Origin of the sequence: Streptomyces sp. NPDC002490 (assembly GCF_040296045.1) — a bacterium.
In the GTDB taxonomy this organism is placed as follows: domain Bacteria; phylum Actinomycetota; class Actinomycetes; order Streptomycetales; family Streptomycetaceae; genus Streptomyces.
Genome location: NZ_JBEOWM010000025.1, coordinates 38,007 through 56,090 on the forward strand (window position 1 = coordinate 38,007; position 18,084 = coordinate 56,090).

20 protein-coding genes and 1 riboswitch are annotated in these 18,084 nt (G+C 72.7%); of the genes, 16 read left to right on the forward strand and 4 right to left on the reverse strand.

Annotation, left to right across the window (positions count from 1 at the left end; translation table 11 throughout):
- Nucleotides 1–4: 4 nt before the first annotated feature.
- From ABT092_RS17920 to ABT092_RS17945, 6 genes are all read left to right on the forward strand, one after another.
- Complete coding sequence (locus tag ABT092_RS17920; protein WP_351244846.1) at nt 5–1,405, forward strand: NADP-dependent succinic semialdehyde dehydrogenase; 1,401 nt, start codon at nt 5–7, stop codon at nt 1,403–1,405.
- A 94-nt stretch (nt 1,406–1,499) separates the two neighbouring features.
- Entirely contained in the window at nt 1,500–1,736 is a 237-nt protein-coding gene (locus ABT092_RS17925) for a DUF6213 family protein (protein ID WP_351244848.1), read from the forward strand.
- 147 nt (nt 1,737–1,883) lie between these two features.
- Nucleotides 1,884–2,981, forward strand: a complete 1,098-nt coding sequence (locus ABT092_RS17930; RefSeq protein ID WP_351244850.1) for a type III polyketide synthase — start codon at nt 1,884–1,886, stop codon at nt 2,979–2,981.
- A 107-nt stretch (nt 2,982–3,088) separates the two neighbouring features.
- Nucleotides 3,089–4,303: a cytochrome P450 gene (locus ABT092_RS17935; protein ID WP_351244852.1), complete on the forward strand. Its 1,215-nt coding sequence runs from the start codon at nt 3,089–3,091 to the stop codon at nt 4,301–4,303.
- Between the two features lie 19 nt (nt 4,304–4,322).
- Nucleotides 4,323–4,874 (forward strand): cupin domain-containing protein, encoded by a 552-nt coding sequence (locus ABT092_RS17940; RefSeq protein WP_351244854.1) that lies wholly within the window; start codon nt 4,323–4,325, stop codon nt 4,872–4,874.
- Between the two features lie 111 nt (nt 4,875–4,985).
- Complete coding sequence (locus ABT092_RS17945; protein WP_351244856.1) at nt 4,986–5,612, forward strand: TetR/AcrR family transcriptional regulator; 627 nt, start codon at nt 4,986–4,988, stop codon at nt 5,610–5,612.
- A 20-nt stretch (nt 5,613–5,632) separates the two neighbouring features.
- Here the strand turns inward: ABT092_RS17945 and def are convergent, their stop codons facing one another.
- Nucleotides 5,633–6,172 (reverse strand): peptide deformylase, encoded by a 540-nt coding sequence (gene def / locus ABT092_RS17950; protein WP_351244858.1) that lies wholly within the window; start codon nt 6,170–6,172, stop codon nt 5,633–5,635.
- A 136-nt stretch (nt 6,173–6,308) separates the two neighbouring features.
- Between def and ABT092_RS17955 the strand changes: the two genes are divergently transcribed.
- The 6 genes from ABT092_RS17955 to ABT092_RS17980 all read left to right on the forward strand — a co-directional run bounded on the left by ABT092_RS17955 (nt 6,309) and on the right by ABT092_RS17980 (nt 11,827).
- A complete protein-coding gene (locus ABT092_RS17955) occupies nt 6,309–7,547 on the forward strand; it encodes a MurT ligase domain-containing protein (RefSeq protein ID WP_351244860.1) in 1,239 nt (412 codons plus the stop codon).
- Between the two features lie 69 nt (nt 7,548–7,616).
- Nucleotides 7,617–8,345 (forward strand): type 1 glutamine amidotransferase, encoded by a 729-nt coding sequence (locus ABT092_RS17960; protein WP_351244862.1) that lies wholly within the window; start codon nt 7,617–7,619, stop codon nt 8,343–8,345.
- Nucleotides 8,346–8,532: 187 nt separating this feature from the next.
- Nucleotides 8,533–9,558 carry a 6-phosphofructokinase gene (locus tag ABT092_RS17965; RefSeq protein ID WP_351244864.1) on the forward strand — a complete coding sequence of 342 codons (1,026 nt, stop codon included), beginning with the start codon at nt 8,533–8,535 and terminating at the stop codon, nt 9,556–9,558.
- Between the two features lie 127 nt (nt 9,559–9,685).
- The gene (locus tag ABT092_RS17970; RefSeq protein ID WP_351244866.1) at nt 9,686–10,636 is read left to right on the forward strand and encodes a cytochrome c oxidase assembly protein; all 951 of its coding nucleotides are present in this window, start codon (nt 9,686–9,688) and stop codon (nt 10,634–10,636) included.
- Nucleotides 10,637–10,767: 131 nt separating this feature from the next.
- Entirely contained in the window at nt 10,768–10,938 is a 171-nt protein-coding gene (locus ABT092_RS17975) for a hypothetical protein (RefSeq protein ID WP_351244868.1), read from the forward strand.
- A 157-nt stretch (nt 10,939–11,095) separates the two neighbouring features.
- On the forward strand, nt 11,096–11,827 hold the full coding sequence (locus tag ABT092_RS17980) for a lysophospholipid acyltransferase family protein (protein WP_351244870.1): 732 nt from the start codon (nt 11,096–11,098) through the stop codon (nt 11,825–11,827).
- Nucleotides 11,828–11,933: 106 nt separating this feature from the next.
- On the opposite strand, the gene ABT092_RS17985 is transcribed toward ABT092_RS17980, so the two are convergent.
- Entirely contained in the window at nt 11,934–13,541 is a 1,608-nt protein-coding gene (locus ABT092_RS17985) for an alpha/beta hydrolase (protein WP_351244872.1), read from the reverse strand.
- A gap of 432 nt (nt 13,542–13,973) precedes the next feature.
- Nucleotides 13,974–14,252, reverse strand: coding sequence for a type II toxin-antitoxin system Phd/YefM family antitoxin (locus ABT092_RS17990; protein WP_351244874.1), 279 nt, complete (start codon nt 14,250–14,252; stop codon nt 13,974–13,976).
- 57 nt (nt 14,253–14,309) lie between these two features.
- Here ABT092_RS17990 and ABT092_RS17995 point away from each other — a divergent pair, with 57 nt between their 5' ends.
- From ABT092_RS17995 to ABT092_RS18010, 4 genes are all read left to right on the forward strand, one after another.
- A complete protein-coding gene (locus tag ABT092_RS17995) occupies nt 14,310–14,960 on the forward strand; it encodes an ATP-dependent Clp protease proteolytic subunit (RefSeq protein WP_351244876.1) in 651 nt (216 codons plus the stop codon).
- 6 nt (nt 14,961–14,966) lie between these two features.
- Nucleotides 14,967–15,269 (forward strand): hypothetical protein, encoded by a 303-nt coding sequence (locus tag ABT092_RS18000; RefSeq protein ID WP_351244878.1) that lies wholly within the window; start codon nt 14,967–14,969, stop codon nt 15,267–15,269.
- Nucleotides 15,270–15,592: 323 nt separating this feature from the next.
- Nucleotides 15,593–15,764, forward strand: a riboswitch (cyclic di-AMP (ydaO/yuaA leader).
- Between the two features lie 4 nt (nt 15,765–15,768).
- Complete coding sequence (locus tag ABT092_RS18005; protein WP_351244880.1) at nt 15,769–16,242, forward strand: C40 family peptidase; 474 nt, start codon at nt 15,769–15,771, stop codon at nt 16,240–16,242.
- A gap of 132 nt (nt 16,243–16,374) precedes the next feature.
- Complete coding sequence (locus tag ABT092_RS18010) at nt 16,375–16,881, forward strand: DUF6328 family protein (RefSeq protein WP_351244882.1); 507 nt, start codon at nt 16,375–16,377, stop codon at nt 16,879–16,881.
- 18 nt (nt 16,882–16,899) lie between these two features.
- Here the strand turns inward: ABT092_RS18010 and ABT092_RS18015 are convergent, their stop codons facing one another.
- Complete coding sequence (locus tag ABT092_RS18015) at nt 16,900–18,051, reverse strand: 8-amino-7-oxononanoate synthase (RefSeq protein ID WP_351244884.1); 1,152 nt, start codon at nt 18,049–18,051, stop codon at nt 16,900–16,902.
- Between the last annotated feature and the right edge of the window lie 33 nt (nt 18,052–18,084).

Below are 18,084 nucleotides of genomic sequence, written 5' to 3' on the forward strand. Positions count from 1 at the left end.
CCCCATGTCCCCCAAGCGGCTGACGACGGTCAATCCGGCCACCGGCGAGGAGGTGGCGGCCTTCGAGGTGCTGGGCGCGGAGGGCGTCGAGGCCAAGCTCGCCGCCGCCGCCGAGGCGTTCGAGCGGTTCCGGCTGCTGCCGCTGTACGAGCGGGCCCGACTGCTGCACAGCGCCGCCGACCTGCTGGACCACGACGGGCCCGAGATCGCCCGGGTGCTGACGGTGGAGATGGGCAAGCCGATCGGGCAGGCCCGGGCGGAGGCCGCCAAGTGCGCCAAGGCCATGCGCTGGTACGCGGAGCGCGCGGACGGGCTGCTGGCCGACGAGGTGCCGGACGGGGTGGACGTGGCCGATGCGGGGGCCGCGAGCGCCCGGGTGGTGTACCGCCCGCTGGGGGTGGTGCTCGCGGTGATGCCGTGGAACTTCCCGCTCTGGCAGGTCGTGCGGTTCGCCGCGCCGGCCCTGATGGCCGGGAACGTGGGGCTGCTCAAGCACGCCTCGAACGTGCCCCGGACGGCGCTGTACCTGGAGGACCTGTTCCGTCGGGCCGGCTATCCGCAAGGGTGCTTCCAGACCCTGCTGATCGGCTCGGACGCCGTGGAGGGCGTGCTGCGCGATCCGCGGGTGGCCGCCGCGACGCTCACCGGGAGCGAGCCGGCCGGCCGGGCGGTGGCGGCCGTCGCCGGGGACGAGGTCAAGAAGACGGTGTTGGAGCTGGGCGGCAGCGATCCGTTCGTGGTCATGCCCTCGGCGGAGCTGGAGCGGGCCGCCCGGGTCGCGGTCACGGCCCGGGTGCAGAACAACGGCCAGTCCTGCATCGCGGCCAAGCGGTTCCTGGTCCACGAGGAGGTCTTCGACGCCTTCGCCGAGCGGTTCGTCGAGGGCATGCGGGCGCTGCGGGTGGGCGACCCGCTGGACGAGGCCACCGACGTCGGTCCGTTGGCCACCGAACGCGGCCGGGCGGACCTGGAGGAGTTGGTGGACGAGGCCGTGGAGAGCGGTGCCACCGTGCTGTGCGGCGGGCGCCGTCCGCCCGCGCTCACGGCCGGCTGGTTCTACGAGCCGACCGTGCTGGCCGACGTGACGCCGCGGATGCGCATCCACCACGAGGAGGCGTTCGGGCCGGTCGCGACCCTGTACCGGGTGGCGGACCTCGACGCGGCGGTGGCCCTGGCGAACGACACGCCGTTCGGGTTGAGCTCCAACGTGTGGACCCGGGACGCCGCGGAGGTCGACCGGTTCACCCGCGACCTGCGGGCCGGCGGGGTGTTCGTCAACGGGATGACGGCCTCGCACCCCGCCCTCCCCTTCGGAGGCGTCAAGCGCTCCGGGTACGGTCGCGAGCTGTCCGGGCACGGCATGCACGAGTTCTGCAACATCACGACGGTGTGGCAGGGCCCCTGACCGGCCTAACTTCGCTGCCGGACGAGCGCGGGCGCGGCGGGCAGGGCGGCACGGGCGGTTACGATCCCCGCGTCGTCGTCCCCGGGAGGAACCAGTGGGCCGGGAAGTCACGCCCCCCGTGATCATCGACAGTCACGGCAGCCTGCACGTGGCCGCGGCGGACGTCAGCAGGCTGCTGCGCGGGATCGGGGCGCACTGGCTCCACCTGGTGGAGCGGGGCGGACCCGAACTGGACGAGGACACGGTGGCCGCGCTGGCCATCGAGTTGGCCAAGCTCGCCGACCGCATCGACGTGGCCTGCATCGCCCACCAGACGAGCACGGCCTCCTGAACCCGCCGGGCGCCCGGGGCCGGTCCCGTCCCCGTCCCCGCCGTGCCGCCACCCCCGGTCTGGAGTAGTCCGACGCGATATCCCCGCCGCCGCGGGTCATCGTGGATGGACCACCCTCCGTCCGGAGGGGGCGAGAGAAGGCACGCCATGGCGACCCTGTGCAGACCCGCTGTATCCGTTCCCGAGCACATCATCACGATGGAGGAGACGCTGGCGCTGGCGAGCAGTCGCCACGCCGACCACCCGCAGCTCCCCCTGGCGCTGCGACTGATCCGGAACACCGGCGTCCGAACCCGCCACATCGTCCAGCCCATCGAGGAGACCCTGAAGCACCCGGGGTTCGAGGACCGCAACAAGCTGTACGAGGCGGAGGCCAAGGCGCGGGTGCCGGCCGTGGTGCGGCGCGCGCTGGACGACGCCGAACTCCGCGCCGGTGACATCGACGTCATCATCTACGTGTCGTGCACGGGCTTCATGATGCCCTCGCTGACCGCGTGGCTGATCAACGAGATGTCGTTCTCCAGCGAGACCCGGCAGATACCGATCGCCCAACTCGGTTGCGCGGCGGGAGGTGCCGCCATCAACCGGGCGCACGACTTCTGCACCGCCTACCCGGAGGCGAACGCGCTGATCGTGGCGTGCGAGTTCTGCTCGCTCTGCTACCAGCCGACCGACCTGGGGATCGGCTCCCTGCTGTCCAACGGCCTCTTCGGCGACGGGGTCGCCGCGGCCGTGGTCCGCGGCAGGGGCGGCACCGGGGTCACCCTGGAGCGCAACGGCTCGTACCTGATCCCGAAGACCGAGGACTGGATCGCGTACGACGTCCGGGCCACCGGATTCCACTTCCTGTTGGACAAGCGGGTGCCGGCGACGATGGAGCCCCTGGCCCCGGCGCTCAAGCAACTCGCGGACGTCCACGGTTGGGACGCCACCGACCTGGACTTCTACATCGTCCACGCGGGCGGGCCCCGCATCCTGGACGACCTGAGCAAGTTCCTCCAGGTGCCCTCGGACGCGTTCCGGTTCAGTCGGGCCACGCTCACCGAGTACGGCAACATCGCCAGTGCGGTGGTGCTCGACGCGCTGCGCCGCCTGTTCGACGAGGGCGGCGCCACCCACCGGGCCCGGGGGCTGCTCGCGGGCTTCGGGCCGGGGATCACCGCCGAGATGGCGCTCGGCCGTTGGGTGAGCGCCAAGGAACCGCTGGCCTCCACGGTCCAGGTGCCCCGGGAGGCCCTCGCCTGAGCGGCGCCTCCCCTCCGGCCGGACGGCCCGGCGCGCGTGCGCGCCGGGCCGCGACACGGACCACCGTCCCCACAGACCCCCACACACCACAGACGAGGGCCATCGGCATGACCGACGAGACGACCACCACCACCCTGCCCCCCGTACGGTTCTGGCCCGCGCTGGACCTGACCGCGGTGGACTTCGACCCGGTCCTGGCGGAGCTGATGCGCGAGGGCCCCGTCAACCGCATCCGACTCCCCAACGGCGAGGGCTGGGCGTGGTTGGTGACCCGCTACGACGACGTCCGGGCCGTGACCAACGACGCCCGGTTCAGCCGCGCCGAGGTGGTGGGGCGCCAGGTGACCCGGCTGGCACCGCACTTCATCCCGGTGCCCGGCGCGGTCGGCTTCGCGGACCCCCCGGACCACACCCGGCTGCGGCGCGCCGTCACCGCGGCCTTCACCGCCCGGGGCGTGCAACGCATCCGGGAGCACGCCCAGCGGACCCTGGACGCGATGGTGGACGGGCTGCTGCGGGACGGCCCCCCTGCGGACCTCACCGAACGGGTGCTGGCCCCGTTCCCGATCGCGGTGATCTGCGAGGTGATGGGGGTGCCGGCGCAGGACCGGGAGCGGATGCACACCTGGACCCAGCTCATCCTGTCCTCGTCCAACGGCGCGGAGGTCAGCGAGCGGGCGAAGGACGCGATGGTGGCCCAGTTCACCGCGTTGGTGCGGGCCGGGCGGGGCAGCACCTCGGAGGACGTCGTCGGGCTGCTGGGCGCGGCGGTGGGGCGGGGCGAGTTGAGCGAGGAGGAGGCGGTGGGCCTCGCGGTGCTGGTGCAGATCGGCGGCGAGGCGGTCACCAACAACACCGGACAGTTGTTCTACCTGCTGCTGACCAGGCCGGAGCTGTGGCGACGGCTGCGGGAGGAGCCCGCGGTGCGCTCGCAGGCGATCGACGAACTGATCCGGTACATCCCGCACCGCAGCGCGGTCGGACTGTCCCGGATCGCACTGGAGGACGTGGAGGTCGGCGGGGTGCTGATCCGCCGGGGCGAGCCGGTGTACGTGTCGTACCTGGCGGCCAACCGCGATCCCGAGGTGTTCCCCGAACCGGACCGGATCGACTTCGACCGCAGCCCCAATCCGCACGTGTCCTTCGGGCACGGCCCGCACTACTGCGTGGGCGGCATCCTGGCGAAGATGGAGGCCGAGCTGATGGTGTCCACGCTGGTCGACCGGTTGCCCGGGCTGCACCTCGCCGTGCCGCCCGACGAGGTGCCGTGGCGCAAGGGCGCCCTGATCCGGGGGCCCGAGGCGCTCCCGGTGGCCTGGTGAGCCGGCGGGAGGAACACCGATGACCGCGCTGATCCCGCCGGAGGGCCTGCTGGTCCCGCCCGGCCACGGCAAGCGGGTGCTGACCCCGGCCCAGGACGTCACGTTCAAGGTGACCGGGGAGCACTCGCAGGTGGCGTCGACCTTCGAGGTGGTGGTGCCGCCCGGCTTCGACGTGGGCGCCCATGTGCACTCCCGCAGCGAGGAGTTGTTCTACGTGCTGGAGGGCGAGCTGGAGGTGCTGGCCTTCGAGCCGAAGGTGCGCACCGCCGACCGCTGGCAGCGGTGGGAGTCCCCCGGCGGGCGGCGGGTGGTGCGGGCCGAGCCGGGCACCGTGATCGTGGTGCCGCCGGGGTGTCCGCACGCCTTCGCCAATCCGACCGACACCCCGGCGAGGATGTTCTTCCAGTCCTCCCCGCCCCCCGACCACGAGCGGTACTTCGAGGAGCTGTTGGAGATCCTCTCGACCGGCGGCACCCCCGACGTCGCGGCCATCGCGGACCTGCGGGCCCGCTACGACATCGAACAGCTGACGCCGCTGCGGCACGGCCGGCACGAGGTGCCGGGCGGGTGACCTCGCCCGGGCACCCGCCCCGCCCGGGCCGCGGAACCCGGCGGCCCGCCCCGCCGGGGGTGTTAGTTTTCGCTGGCGTCAAGGAGTCCAACGGGGTGGGGAGCAAGGGTCATGGAGACCACGCATCGGGGCGATCTGCAACGGTCGGCCGAGCGGCGGCGGTACGAGCTGCTGGAGGCCGCGGACCGGGTGGTGCTCCGGGACGGCCCCGGGGCCTCGATGAACGCGATCGCCGCCGAGGCCGGCATCACCAAGCCGATCCTGTACCGCCACTTCGGCGACAAGGGCGGGCTGTACGCGGCGCTGGCCGAGCGGCACACGGACGGGCTGCTCGCCTCGCTGCGGGCCGCCCTGGACGCTCCGGTGGGGCGCCGGGAGCGGATCGAGGCGACCCTGGACGCCTACCTCCACGCGATCGAGTCCCGTCCCCAGGTGTACCGGTTCCTGATGCACCCGGGGAAGAGCGGCCCGGTGGCCGGCGGCCACCGGGCCCCCCTGTTGAACAGCCTCGGCGAGGAACTGGCCCGGGTGATCGAGGAGCGGCTCGACCTGGGCCCCGACGGGGAGCGGCTGGCCCGGGTGTGGGGACACGGCATCATCGGCATGATGCACACCGCAGGGGACTGGTGGCTCAGCGAACACCCCTGCTCCCGCGCCGAGTTGGTCAAGTCCCTGGCGGACCTGTTGTGGGGTCGGCTGGCCGCCGCCGGCGACCGGGTCGCCGGCCCGGGCTTCTGACGCCGGGGGGCGACGGCGGCTCACCGCGCCACCGGCCCGCGCGCCACCGCACGCCGCACCCGGTGGGCCCGCCAACCGGTGACCCGGTCCACGTAGAGCCCGCCGTCGAGGTGGTCGCTCTCGTGCTGGAGGCAGCGGGCGAAGAACCCGGTGCCGTCGATGCGCACGGGCTCGCCCCGCACGTCGACCCCCTCCACCACGGCGTGGTCGAACCGCTCGGTGCCCGCTTCCAGTCCGGGCAGGGACAGGCAGCCCTCGGGCCCCCTGACCGTGACTCCGTCGGCGGTGACGAGCGTGGGGTTCACCACATGTCCCAGGTGCCGTTCGTCCTCGTCGTCGGGGCAGTCGAAGACGAACACCCGCAGCGCCTCGCCGACCTGGTTGGCGGCGAGGCCCACCCCGCGCGCCGCGTACATCGTCGCGAACAGGTCGTCGACCAACCGGGCCAGGGACGGCCCGAAGTCGGTCACCTCCGCGCAGCGGGCGCGCAGCACGGCATCGCCGTGCAGGACGAGGGGGCGTACGCGCCCGGAGGCTCCCGGGATGGTGCGGTGCGGCATGCCGGCAAGGGTACGTTCACCACACCCGCCCATTCCCGGGCGGTGCCGTGGTTCGGGCAGGTGACCACATCTCGATAGGCTGAGGGCATCGAGGCCGGTGCAGGCGCGGCGCCGTACGCAAGGAGGACGCAGAACGATGGCAGCAACCCCGGACCCGCTGTCGCCACGAGCCAAGCTGGCCGTGACGGCGGGCAAGGCAGCCGCGGCGGTCTCGCGCGCGGCGGGCCGTGGCAGTGGATCGGTCATCGGCGGCCGGGTGGCACTCAAACTCGACCCGGAGCTGCTGGGCCGCCTCGCCCAGCACCTGGACGTGGTACTGGTCTCGGCCACCAACGGCAAGACGACGACGACCCGACTCATCGCGGAGGCGCTGCGCGCCGCGGGGCCCGTGGTGTCGAACGCGCTCGGCGCGAACATGCCCGCCGGGATCACCTCGGCGCTCGCGGGCGGCTCGGACGCCCGGTACGGCGTGATCGAGGTGGACGAGAAGTACCTGTCCGGGGTGGCCCGTGACGTGGAGCCGAAGGCGATCGCGTTGCTGAACCTCTCCCGGGACCAGTTGGACCGGGCCGCCGAGACCCGCATGTTGGCCGAGCACTGGCGCGAGGGGCTGGCCGGCACCAAGGCCGTGGTGATCGCGAACGCCGACGACCCGCTGGTGGTGTGGGCGGCGTCCTCCTCGCCGAACGTGATCTGGGTGGCGGCGGGGCAGATGTGGAAGGACGACGCCTGGTCCTGCCCGTCCTGCGGCGGGGTGATGCAGCGCCCCGGCGACGACTGGTACTGCGGCGAGTGCGGCTTCCGCCGGCCCGCTCCCAGCTGGGTGCTCCAGGGCGACTACGTGCTCGACCCGCACGGTTCGGCCTGGCCGATCCACCTCCAGTTGCCGGGCCGCGCCAACAAGGCCAACGCGGCGACCTCGGCCGCGGTCGTCGCGGTCTTCGGGGTGCCGCCGCAGGTGGCGCTGGAGCGGATGTACCAGGTGCAGGCCGTCGCCGGCCGTTACGACGTGGTGCAGTTCGCGGGTCGGGACCTGCGGTTGCTGCTGGCGAAGAACCCGGCCGGCTGGTTGGAGACCTTCTCGCTGATCGACCCGCCGCCGACGCCGGTGATCCTCTCCGTGAACGCGCGCGGCGCCGACGGCACCGACACCTCCTGGCTGTGGGACGTCGACTACACGCGGCTGACCGGGCACCCGATCTTCGTCATCGGCGACCGCAAGCTGGACCTCGCGGTGCGGCTGGAGGTGGCGGGCCAGAGCTTCCAGGTCTGCGACACGGTCGACCAGGCGGTGCAGATGGCCCCGCCTGGTCGGATCGAGGTCATCGCGAACTACACCGCGTTCCAGGACCTGCGCCGCCGCATCGGCAACTGACCGGCCGACCGAGCCGCGTTCCCGCACGCCCGCCCCGCACGATGGGCCTTTGAGCCAAGGATTTTGAGGATGAGCGAAAGCAGTCTGCGTCTGGTCTGGATCTACCCGGACCTGCTCAGCACCTACGGCGACCAGGGAAACGCCCTGGTCGTGGAGCGTCGGGCCCGTCAGCGGCGGCTCGACGTCACCCGGATCGACGTCCGCAGCGACCAGCCGATCCCGACCTCGGGGGACATCTACCTGATCGGCGGGGGCGAGGACCGTCCGCAGCGGTTGGCCGCGGAGCGGCTGCGCCGGGACGCCGGTCTGCCGCGGGCGGTGGAGAACGGGGCGATCGTTTTCGCGGTGTGCGCCGGCTACCAGATCCTCGGGCACGAGTTCATCAACGACCTCGGCCAACGCGAGCCGGGTCTGGGCCTGTTGGACGTCAAGACGGTGCGCGGCGAGGGCGAGCGCTGCGTGGGCGACGTGCTCGGGGACATCGACTCCCGGTTGGGGCTGCCGCCGCTCACCGGCTTCGAGAACCACCAGGGCGTGACGTACCTGGGGCCGTCCGCCCGTCCCTTCGCCCGGGTGCGGATCGGCCGGGGCAACGGCACCGGGGACGGTACCGAGGGGGCGTACAACGACACCGTGTTCGGCACGTACATGCACGGTCCGGTGCTGGCCCGCAACCCGCTGGTGGCCGATCTGCTGCTGAAGCTGGCCCTGGACGTGAACGCACTGCCGCCGACCGACGACCGCTGGTACGAGGCGCTGCGCAGCGAGCGGATCGCGGCGGCCCAACAGCCCGCCTGAAGCAGCCGTGCGACCCGTCGCACACCTGAGCGCGGGCCCCGTCTGACGGGGCCCGCGCTCAGGTGTGCAGGGGTGTCCAGAAGGCGGACGCGGCGTTCGGCGCAGGCCGACCGCGCCGGTAGGGTGGCGGCGTCCCACCGGACGGCGTGGTCCGGTCGCACGTCCACGTTGCAAAGGTTTCCGAGCCATGCGTCTTGGTGTCCTCACCTCCGGCGGTGACTGCCCTGGCCTGAACGCCGTCATCCGGTCCGTCGTCCACCGTGCCGTCGTCGATCACGGCGACGAGGTGGTCGGCTTCAACGACGGCTGGAAGGGCCTGTTGGAGTGCGACTACCGCAAGCTCGACCTGGACGCGGTCGGCGGCATCCTCGCCCTGGGCGGGACCATCCTCGGCTCGTCCCGGGTGCAGCCCGCCCATCTGGTGGACGGGGTGGAGCGCGCCAAGGGCCACGTCGCGGAGTTGGGGCTGGACGCGATCATCCCGATCGGCGGCGAGGGCACCCTGAAGGCGGCCCGGTTGCTCTCGGACAACGGGCTGCCGATCGTGGGCGTGCCGAAGACCATCGACAACGACATCGCCGCGACGGACGTCACCTTCGGCTTCGACACCGCCGTGGGCGTGGCGACCGAGGCCCTGGACCGGCTCAAGACCACCGCCGAGTCGCACCAGCGGGTGCTGATCGTCGAGGTCATGGGGAGGCACACCGGGTGGATCGCCCTGCACTCGGGGATGGCCGCGGGCGCCCACGCCATCGTGGTCCCGGAGCGTCCGTTCGACGTGGCGGAGCTGGCCTCGCGGGTCGGGGAGCGGTTCTCGGCCGGCAAGAAGTTCGCGATCGTGGTGGCCGCCGAGGGCGCCAAGCCCCGACCGGGTTCCATGGAGTTCGACGAGGGCGGCAAGGACGTCTACGGCCACGAGCGCTTCGCGGGGATCGCCCGGCAGCTGTCGATCGAGCTGGAGCAGCGCCTGGGCAAGGAGGCGCGGCCGGTGATCCTGGGGCACGTCCAGCGCGGCGGCACGCCCACCGCGTACGACCGGGTGTTGGCCACCCGCTTCGGTTGGCACGCGGTGGAGGCCGTGCACCGGGGCGAGTTCGGGCGGATGACCGCGCTGCGCGGCACGGAGATCGTCACGGTGCCGCTGAGCGATGCCGTGGAGTCGTTGAAGACGGTGCCCGACGCGCGGTACGCCGAGGCCGGCGTCGTGCTGTAGGCCCCTTGCACGAGCGGGCCCGACCCGTTCGGCGCTTCGACCGCCCCCGACCGCGAGCGCGGTCGGGGGCGGTTCTAGTCTGGTGCGGACGGACAGAGCGAATCCCCCACGAAACAGGAGCCGGCGGATGGATCACAGCGGGCACGGCACGACCACGGACCTGCCGCCGTTCACGCTGGGGCGAGGTCTTGAGTGGTCCCCCGAGCCGTTCTTCCTGATCGGCTGTCTGCTGGCGCTGGCCCTGTACGGCTGGGGCGTGGCGCGCCTGGTGCGCCGCGGCGACGCCTGGCCGGTGGGCCGGACGGTGTCGTTCGTGCTGGGCGTGCTGTCGGTGATGCTGGTGATGTGCACCGCGCTCAACGACTACGGCATGGTCATGTTCAGCGTGCACATGGTGCAGCACATGGTGATCAGCATGCTGTCGCCGATCATGCTGCTGCTGGGGGCGCCGATCACCCTGGCGCTGCGGGCGCTGCCGGTCGCGGGTCGGGGCCGCAGAGGGCCGCGCGAACTGCTGCTGGGCCTGCTGCACAGCCGGTACCTGAAGGTGATCACGCACCCGGGGTTCACCATTCCGCTGTTCATCGCGAGCCTGTACGGCCTGTACTTCACGCCGCTGTTCGAGTTCCTGATGGGGTCCACGCCGGGCCACCTGGCGATGATGGTGCACTTCCTGGCGACGGGGCTGGTGTTCTTCTGGCCGATCATGGGCGTGGACCCGGGGCCGCACCGGCCCGGGTACGTGATGCGGATGTTGGAACTGTTCGCGGGCATGCCGTTCCACGCTTTCTTCGGCATCGCGCTGATGATGGCGAGCACCCCGATGATCGGCCCGTACCAGGACCCGCCCGCATCGCTGGGGATCGACGCCCTGGCCGACCAGACCGCGGCCGGCGGCATCGCCTGGGCGTTCAGCGAGGTGCCCTCGGTGCTGGTGCTGATCGCCCTGGTGTTCCAGTGGTACGCCTCCGACCAGCGTCAGGCCCGGCGTCAGGACCGTGCCGCCGACCGGGACGGGGACAAGGAGCTGGCGGAGTACAACGCCTACCTCGCCTCGCTGCACTCCCGCGGTCGCTGAGCTGCGCGAAGGCGTCGGCCCGGGCGGTCGGCCCGTACCGACGCCTGGCGCACGGCCCGGTCCCGGGGTGACGATGGGCGGGAGGCCGTGACCCGGCCGAGGAGTCCGGGCGGCCGTGAGGAGGGTGCGCGATGCCCGGAACGACCCCCCGGTCGACCAGGACCATGGGAATGCTCACCGTCGGAGCGCTGGTGGCCGTCTCGGCCTACTCGGTGGCGCTCGGCAGCAACGGCTGGCTGTGGTTCGGCTGGGTGCTGCTGGTCCTGATCACCCTCGGCATGATCGTGGCGCGCGACGCCTGACCGGGTGACGGACCCGGAGCGGCCGGGCGGGCCCGGGGCCCGGCCGCGGGAACGTCCGTACGCGGCGATCCGCGCCTGTCATCCTGTGCCGAGTGATCCACGACGGCACGCGTCGGAGCGGGACCGGCCGGCCGGGCGTGGAGTCGGGAGGAACGCCGTGTTCTACCACGCGCTGAAGTACGTGCTCCTGGGTCCCCTGTTGCGGTTGTTGTTCCGCCCCCGGATCGAGGGGCTGCACCACGTGCCGGACGGGGGCGCGGGGATCGTCGCCGGGAACCACCTCTCGTTCGCGGACCACTTCCTGATGCCGGCGGTCCTGCACCGGCGGATCACCTTCCTCGCGAAGGCGGAGTACTTCACGGGCCCCGGTCTGCGCGGCCGAATCGTCGCCGCGTTCTTCCGCAGCGCCGGGCAGATCCCCGTGGACCGTTCGGGGCGGGAGGCGGGGGCCGCCGCGATCCGCGAGGGGCTCGGGGTGCTCGCCCGGGGCGAACTGCTCGGCATCTACCCGGAGGGCACCCGCTCCCACGACGGCCGCCTCTACAAGGGCAAGGTGGGGGTGGCGACGATGGCGCTCACCGCGGGCGTGCCGGTCGTGCCCTGCGCCATGATCGGCACCTTCGAGGCCCAGCCGCCGGGCCGGCTGCTCCCCCGGCCCCGGCCGGTGACGATCCGGTTCGGCGCCCCCCTGGACTTCTCCCGCTACGCGGGGCTGGAGGACGAGAAGGCGGTGCTGCGCGCGGTCACCGACGAGATCATGTACGCGGTCATGACGCTGTCGGGCCAGGAGTACGTGGACCGCTACGCCGCCGTGGTGAAGGCCGAGGAGGACGCCGGGGCGCCGCCCGCGAAGCGGCCGCGGAGGTTCCCCGGCCGGCCCCGTCGTTGAGGGCCGGGAGCCGGAACGCGCACCGGGCCCGCGCCCCTGCGAGCGGGGTGCGGGCCCGGTGCGCGTCGTGCGGCGCGCCCGGTACCGGGCCGGGCGCGCCGGGCGGTCACGGCTTGGGCGTGGCGTGCGGCGCGCAGCTCACGTTCTTGCCGTCGAGCTCACCGGTCAGCAGGTACCTGTCCACGCGGTCGTTGACGCACGGGTTGACGATCCCGGTGACGCCGTGCGAACCGGCGTTCTCCTCGGTGATCAGTCGGGAGCCCTTGAACCGCTTGTGCAGTTCGAGCGCGCCCGCGTAGGGGGTGGCCGCGTCCCGGGTCGCCTGGACGATCAGGACCGGCGGCAGGCCCTTGCGGGTGGTCACCTCGACGGGCGTGTGCTGCTTGGACTTCCAGGTCGCGCAGGGAAGGTTCATCCAGGCGTTGGACCAGGTGAGGAAGGGGTACTTCTGGTGCAGCCGGGTGTTGTCCCGGTCCCAGGTGCGCCAGTCGCGGGGCCACCTGGCGTCCGCGCACTCGACCGCGGTGTAGACGGCGTTGCCGTTCTCGGCGGCGGCGTTGCCCTCGGTGTCCGTGAGGTCGGGGGCGGCGGCGTCCACCAGGGCCTGGGTGTTGCCGGCCTCGTACTGGCTCCACGCCCGGGCGACGGGCACCCAGCGGGAGTCGTAGTAGGGGGCGGCCTGGAAGAAGCCGATCAGCTCGGCGGGGCCGACCAGGCCGCCGATCGGGTTCTTCTTGGCGGCGGCCCGCAGGGCGTTCCAGCGCTGCTCCACCGCGGCGCGGGTGGTGCCCAGGTGGAAGGTGGCGTCGTGCTGGGCCACCCAGGTCAGCCAGTCGTTCCAGCGCATCTGGAAGGCGACGTCCTGGTCCAGGTTGGCCTGGTACCAGATCTTCTTGCGGGACGGGTTGACCACGCTGTCGGCGACCAGGCGGCGCACGTGGTCGGGGAAGAGGGTGCCGTAGACGGCGCCCAGGTAGGTGCCGTAGGAGACGCCGAGGAAGTTGAGCTTCTCCTCGCCGAGGGCCGCGCGGATGACGTCGAGGTCGCGCGCGGTGTTGGGCGTGGTCATGTGCGGCAGCATCTCGCCGCTGCGCTCGGCGCAGCCGTCCGCGTACGCGGCGGCGAGCCCGCGCTGCACCCGCTTGTCGGCCTCGCCGTCGGGCACGGGGTCGAGCTTGGGCGCCTTCACGAACTCCTGCGGGTCGATGCAGGAGATGGGGGTGGAGTGCCCGACCCCGCGCGGGTCGAAGCCGACGAAGTCGTACGCCTTGGCGGTCTTGGCCCACAGCGGGTTCTTGGCGGTGACGCGGACCGGGAAGCGCATGCCCGAGCCGCCGGGGCCGCCCGGGTTGTAGACGAGGGCGCCCTGGCGCTCCTCGGGGGTGCCGGTGTGGCCGATCCGGTCGACGGCCAGCTTGATCTGCTTGCCGAACGGCTTGGCGTAGTCGAGCGGGACCGTCACCCAGCCGCACTGGATGGGCTTGGCCAGCCCCCAGTCGGCGGGACAGTCCTTCCACTCGATGCCGGCCCTCGCGGCACGGTTGGCGGCGATGGAGGCGCCGACCTGCTCCCGTTCCTGACCGCGCACCAGGTCGCCGGTCCGGTCGTGCGCGCTCGCGGTGGGCGTGGTCAGCACGCCCACCATCAGCGTGGCGGCGATCATCGTGCCCGCGGAGCCGAGGGCGGTTGCCCGGCTCGTCCGTGTCCGTCTCAACTGGGACCTCCCGTACGCAGATTCGAATGAATGCAGCGTGATCCTGCCGCCTGTGGGGTCCCTGACAAAAGACGAGGTCGGGGTTCTTTGCCAATCCGATAACCGGGACATCGGATACCGTTCACCGGTTCCCGGGAACGGGCCCGATGCGGGCCTCCGCAGCCCCGAGCCGCCGCGCGGTCCGATCGGCGCGCCGGTCACCGCCGTTCCCGCCGTCGTGCAGGAGAGCCGGAGCCTCCGGGCCCGTCCGCTCTCGCCGACGGAACGGACCGTGCGGTCGGTTTCCCTCGGTGCGCCCCGGCGCACGCCCCCCTCCCCCCGAACGGGTGGCCCGACCGGGAGGGCGACGCACGGCCCTCCGCACACGAACGCGCCCACGACACGATTTGGTGTGCGCGGGCGCGAAGTCTTGCCAGGGGGCGCGTAGACGCGCTACTGGGTCTCGGGGCCCCGGTACTCGGCCGTGATCCCGAAGCGCTGGCGTTCGCCGGGAGCGGACGGCAGCGGGGACAGCGGGGTGACGGTGCTGACCGCCGCCCCGTCCTCCCGCTCCCGGAACTCATCGAGTGTGCGCAGGTCATCCGCCGACACCAGGGCGACGAGCGGTTTGCCGTGCCGGGTGAGCACCACCGTCTCGCCGCCGTACACCACGCGGTTGATCAGGTCGGCCAGTTCGGCACGTGCTTGCGTGACCGGGATCTCGTGAGCCATGCTCCCATTCTAACGACATGTACATCCTGTACATTTTTTACAGAGAGGTGCCCGCTCGTGGCCACGGCTTCCGCGCGCCCCCGCGCCCGTCACGTCCTCCCCCGGTTCACCGAGCGCGCCCCCGGCGGCCGGCGCACCCTCGACCCGTACGGAAAGCTGCTGGAAGAGCGCATCGTCGTCCTGGGCACCCCCATCGACGACGCCGCCGCGAACGACGTGATCGCCCAGTTCATGCACCTGGAGCACGCGGCCCCCGAGCGGGACGTCTCGCTGTACATCAATTCGCCCGGCGGCTCGTTCACCGCCATGACCGCGATCTACGACACCCTGCGCTACCTCAGCTGCGACGTGGAGACCATCTGCCTGGGGCAGGCCGTGTCCGCCGCGGCGGTCCTCCTCTCGGCGGGCACCCCCGGCAAACGGCTGGCGCTGCCCGGGGCGCGGGCGACGATCCATCAACCCGCGCTGCCGGAACCGCTACGGGGCCAGGTCGACGACCTGGCGATCCAGGCCCGGGAACTCCGGCGCCGACGCGATCTGATGGAGGAACTGCTGGTGCGGCACACCGGACGCAGCCGCGCACGGGTGGCGGCCGACCTCGAACGGAACCGGTTCCTCGACGCCGCCCAGGCCCTGGAGTACGGCCTCGTGGACCGGATCGTCACCACCCGCGCCGGCAGCACGCCGCCCGCCCCGCCCGCCCGGTAGGCGGTCGTGCTTCCCGACCTCCCGCCCTTGCCGGCCCTCACCCGGGCCGAGGGGGAGGTGATCGACCGCTACCTGGAGGCGGTCGACCTCCTCGGGCGGATCAATCCGGCGCGCGGCGACGACACCTATCGCGGCCTGCGCGCCGCGCAGGCGCTGGTCAGCACGGCCGTGGTGCTGCGGGACGCGCTGGCGCTGATGCACCAGCGCGGCGAGAGCCGGCTGTGCGCCGACACGCTGGCCCGTGCGCTGCGCACCCTGGACGGGGTGCGCCGGGCGGCACGCGTCGGGCTCCCACCGGAGCAGAACTGACCCGGCGTCCGGGCAGAGCCGGAAACGGCCCAAACGGGGTACCACGAACAGCGGATCCCGGAGTAGACGTTTCCAAGGGCCCGACTTGCGCGGTTCGTCCACTCCATAGTGGGCAATCGACGTTTCGCCGCTGGTACCGGGGTCGTCAGGCACCCGTCACCCGCTCTTGCGGGACGACTGTCCACCCGAACGGGCCAGGGGTGAGGAGACTCACAAACCAGCGGTAACGTTCGGTTTTTCCGATGGTCATGCGTGAAGATCCCTTCCGACGACAAGCCCCCGCCACAGCGGCGGGGCGGTCCGGGCGGACGCCGAGTCCTGCCGCCGCCCGGACGCCAGGTCGACAGGAGTGGACGGCAGGAGTGGAGGACCCGAGCAAGCCGGGCCGTCGGAGCGATCCGGACGGCCCTTGGGGTGAAGCCGCGTCAGCGGCCGGGCATCTTCGCCTGCCCGAACCCGACAGGTCATCCTTCACAGGCGGCTGACGAAGGGTTGCGCAATGACTGCGCTCAATCGTGTTCCGTCGCTGCTGACCATGGCCTCCGCGGCCTCGGCACTCACCCTCGCCGCCGTGGGAGGGACCATAGTGGCCCCCGGCGGCGCCACGGAGGCGTCCGCCGCGACGCCCGCGACCAAGGCACTCAAGGTGGCCGCCTCGAAGAAGGGCGCTCCCTACCGGTACGGCGCGACGGGGCCCTACAGGTTCGACTGCTCCGGGCTCACGATGTACTCGTACAAGAAGGCGGGCAAGACCCTGCCCCGTACCGCAGCGGCCCAGTACAACAAGACCAAGCGCGTGAGCGCGGGCAACCGCGCCAAGGGCGACCTGGTCTTCTTCTACTCGGGCCGGAACGTCTACCACGTCGGCATCTACGCCGGCAGCGGCAAGATCTGGCACTCGCCGAAAACCGGCGACGTGGTACGCCTCTCCAAGATCTGGACCAAGAGCGTCAAGTACGGACGGGTGCGGTGAGCGATGCCACGAACTGAGCGGTGCATACGCTGAGGCGTGTGCCGACCGCCCGAAGGGGTGGGGGACGCACCGGTGCGTCCCCCACCCCTTCGGGCCCCGCTGGGCGGGTGCGCTTCCGGTTACCCATGAGACATGACTGACGACCGGCCCGGCGCTCCGCCCTCCGAGACCCCGATCCAGCGGACCAATCGGAACTTCGGCGAACTCCTCCAGGAACTCAGGGTCACCCAGACCGGGGTGCAGATCCTCTTCGCCTTCCTCCTGACCCTGGCGTTCACCCCCCGCTTCCCCACGCTGGACACCGTCCAGCGCACCGCCTACGTGGTCTCCCTGTGCCTGGCCGTCCTCGCGGCGGCCCTGTTCACGGCCCCCGCCGCCATCCACCGCTACCTCTTCCACCGCGGCGCCAAGCCCGACATCGTGCGGGTGTCGTCCCGCATCACCGAACTCGGTCTGGGCGTGCTGTCCCTGGCGCTCACCGGTTCGGTCCTGCTCTCCGTCGACGTGGCGGTGGGCCGGGCCGGCGGGGTGGCCGCCGGCGCGGGCACCCTGCTGGTCTGCACGGGGCTGTGGCTGGTCCTGCCCTGGCGGGTGCTCAGGCACCGACTGCGGCACGGAGCGGCGCCCGAGCGGCAGTGAGCGCCCAGGCGCGTCTGCTCACGCCAGCGCGCCCGCCGGAGCCCGCTCCACCACCACCCGCACCGCCCGGCGCACCTGGGCGTCCGTGAGGTCGGCACGGGCGGTCAACCTCAGCCGGGAGACGCCGTCCGGTACCGAGGGCGGACGGAAGCACCCCACGGCCAGCCCCTCGGCACGGCACTCGGCCGCCCAGCGGACCGCCGCCTCGGGCGACGGGGCGCGCACGGACACCACCGCCGCATCGAGGCGCGCCACGGCGCACCCCGCCCCGGACAGCAGGTCGTGCAGCAGGCCCGCGACCGCGCGGGCCCGGGCCGGCCGGTCGGGCTCGGCGCGCAGCACGCGCAGGGCGGCCAGGGCGGCCCCCGCCGCAGCGGGGGCGAGGCCGGTGTCGAAGATGAACGTACGGGCCGTGTTGACCAGATGGGCGATGACCCGGGCGGGCCCGAGGACCGCCCCGCCCTGGCTGCCGAGCGCCTTGGACAGGGTCACCGTGGCGACGACGTCCTCTGCGCCGGCGAGCCCCGCCGCGTGCAGGGCGCCCCGACCGCCGGAGCCGAGGACCCCGAGGCCGTGCGCGTCGTCCACCAGCAACCCGGCGCCCGCCGCCCGGCAGACGGCGGACAGTTCGCGGAGCGGGGCGGCCTCCCCGTCCACCGAGAACACCGAGTCGGTGACGGCGAGGGCGGGTCCGGGGCCTTCGGCGAGCGCGGTGCGCACCGCGTCCGGCGAGGCGTGCGCGACGATCCGGGTGGTGCCGCGCGCCAGCCGGCAGCCGTCGATCAGCGAGGCGTGGTTGGCCGCGTCGGAGACGATCAGGGTGCCGGCCGGGGCCAGGGCGGTGAGCGCGGCCAGGTTCGCCGCGTAACCGGAGGACAGCACCAACGCGGCCTCGAAGCCGCAGAAGGCCGCGAGTTCGTCCTCCAGTTCGGCGTGCAGGGCGGTGGTGCCGCTGACCAACCGGGAACCGGTGGCGCCGGCGCCCCAGCACCGGGCCGCCTCCGCGGCGGCGGCGGTCACCCCGGGGTGCCGGGTCAGCCCCAGGTAGTCGTTGCCCGCGAGGTCCAGCAGCGGCGAGTCGAGGGGCCGGGGGCGCAGCACCCGCACCAGCCCGGCGGCCCGCCGCCGGTCGGCCTGGGCGTCGAGCCAGTCGAACGGCGATGCCCTCATCTACGGCCTCCGGCGGTGGGGTGCGCCCGCGTC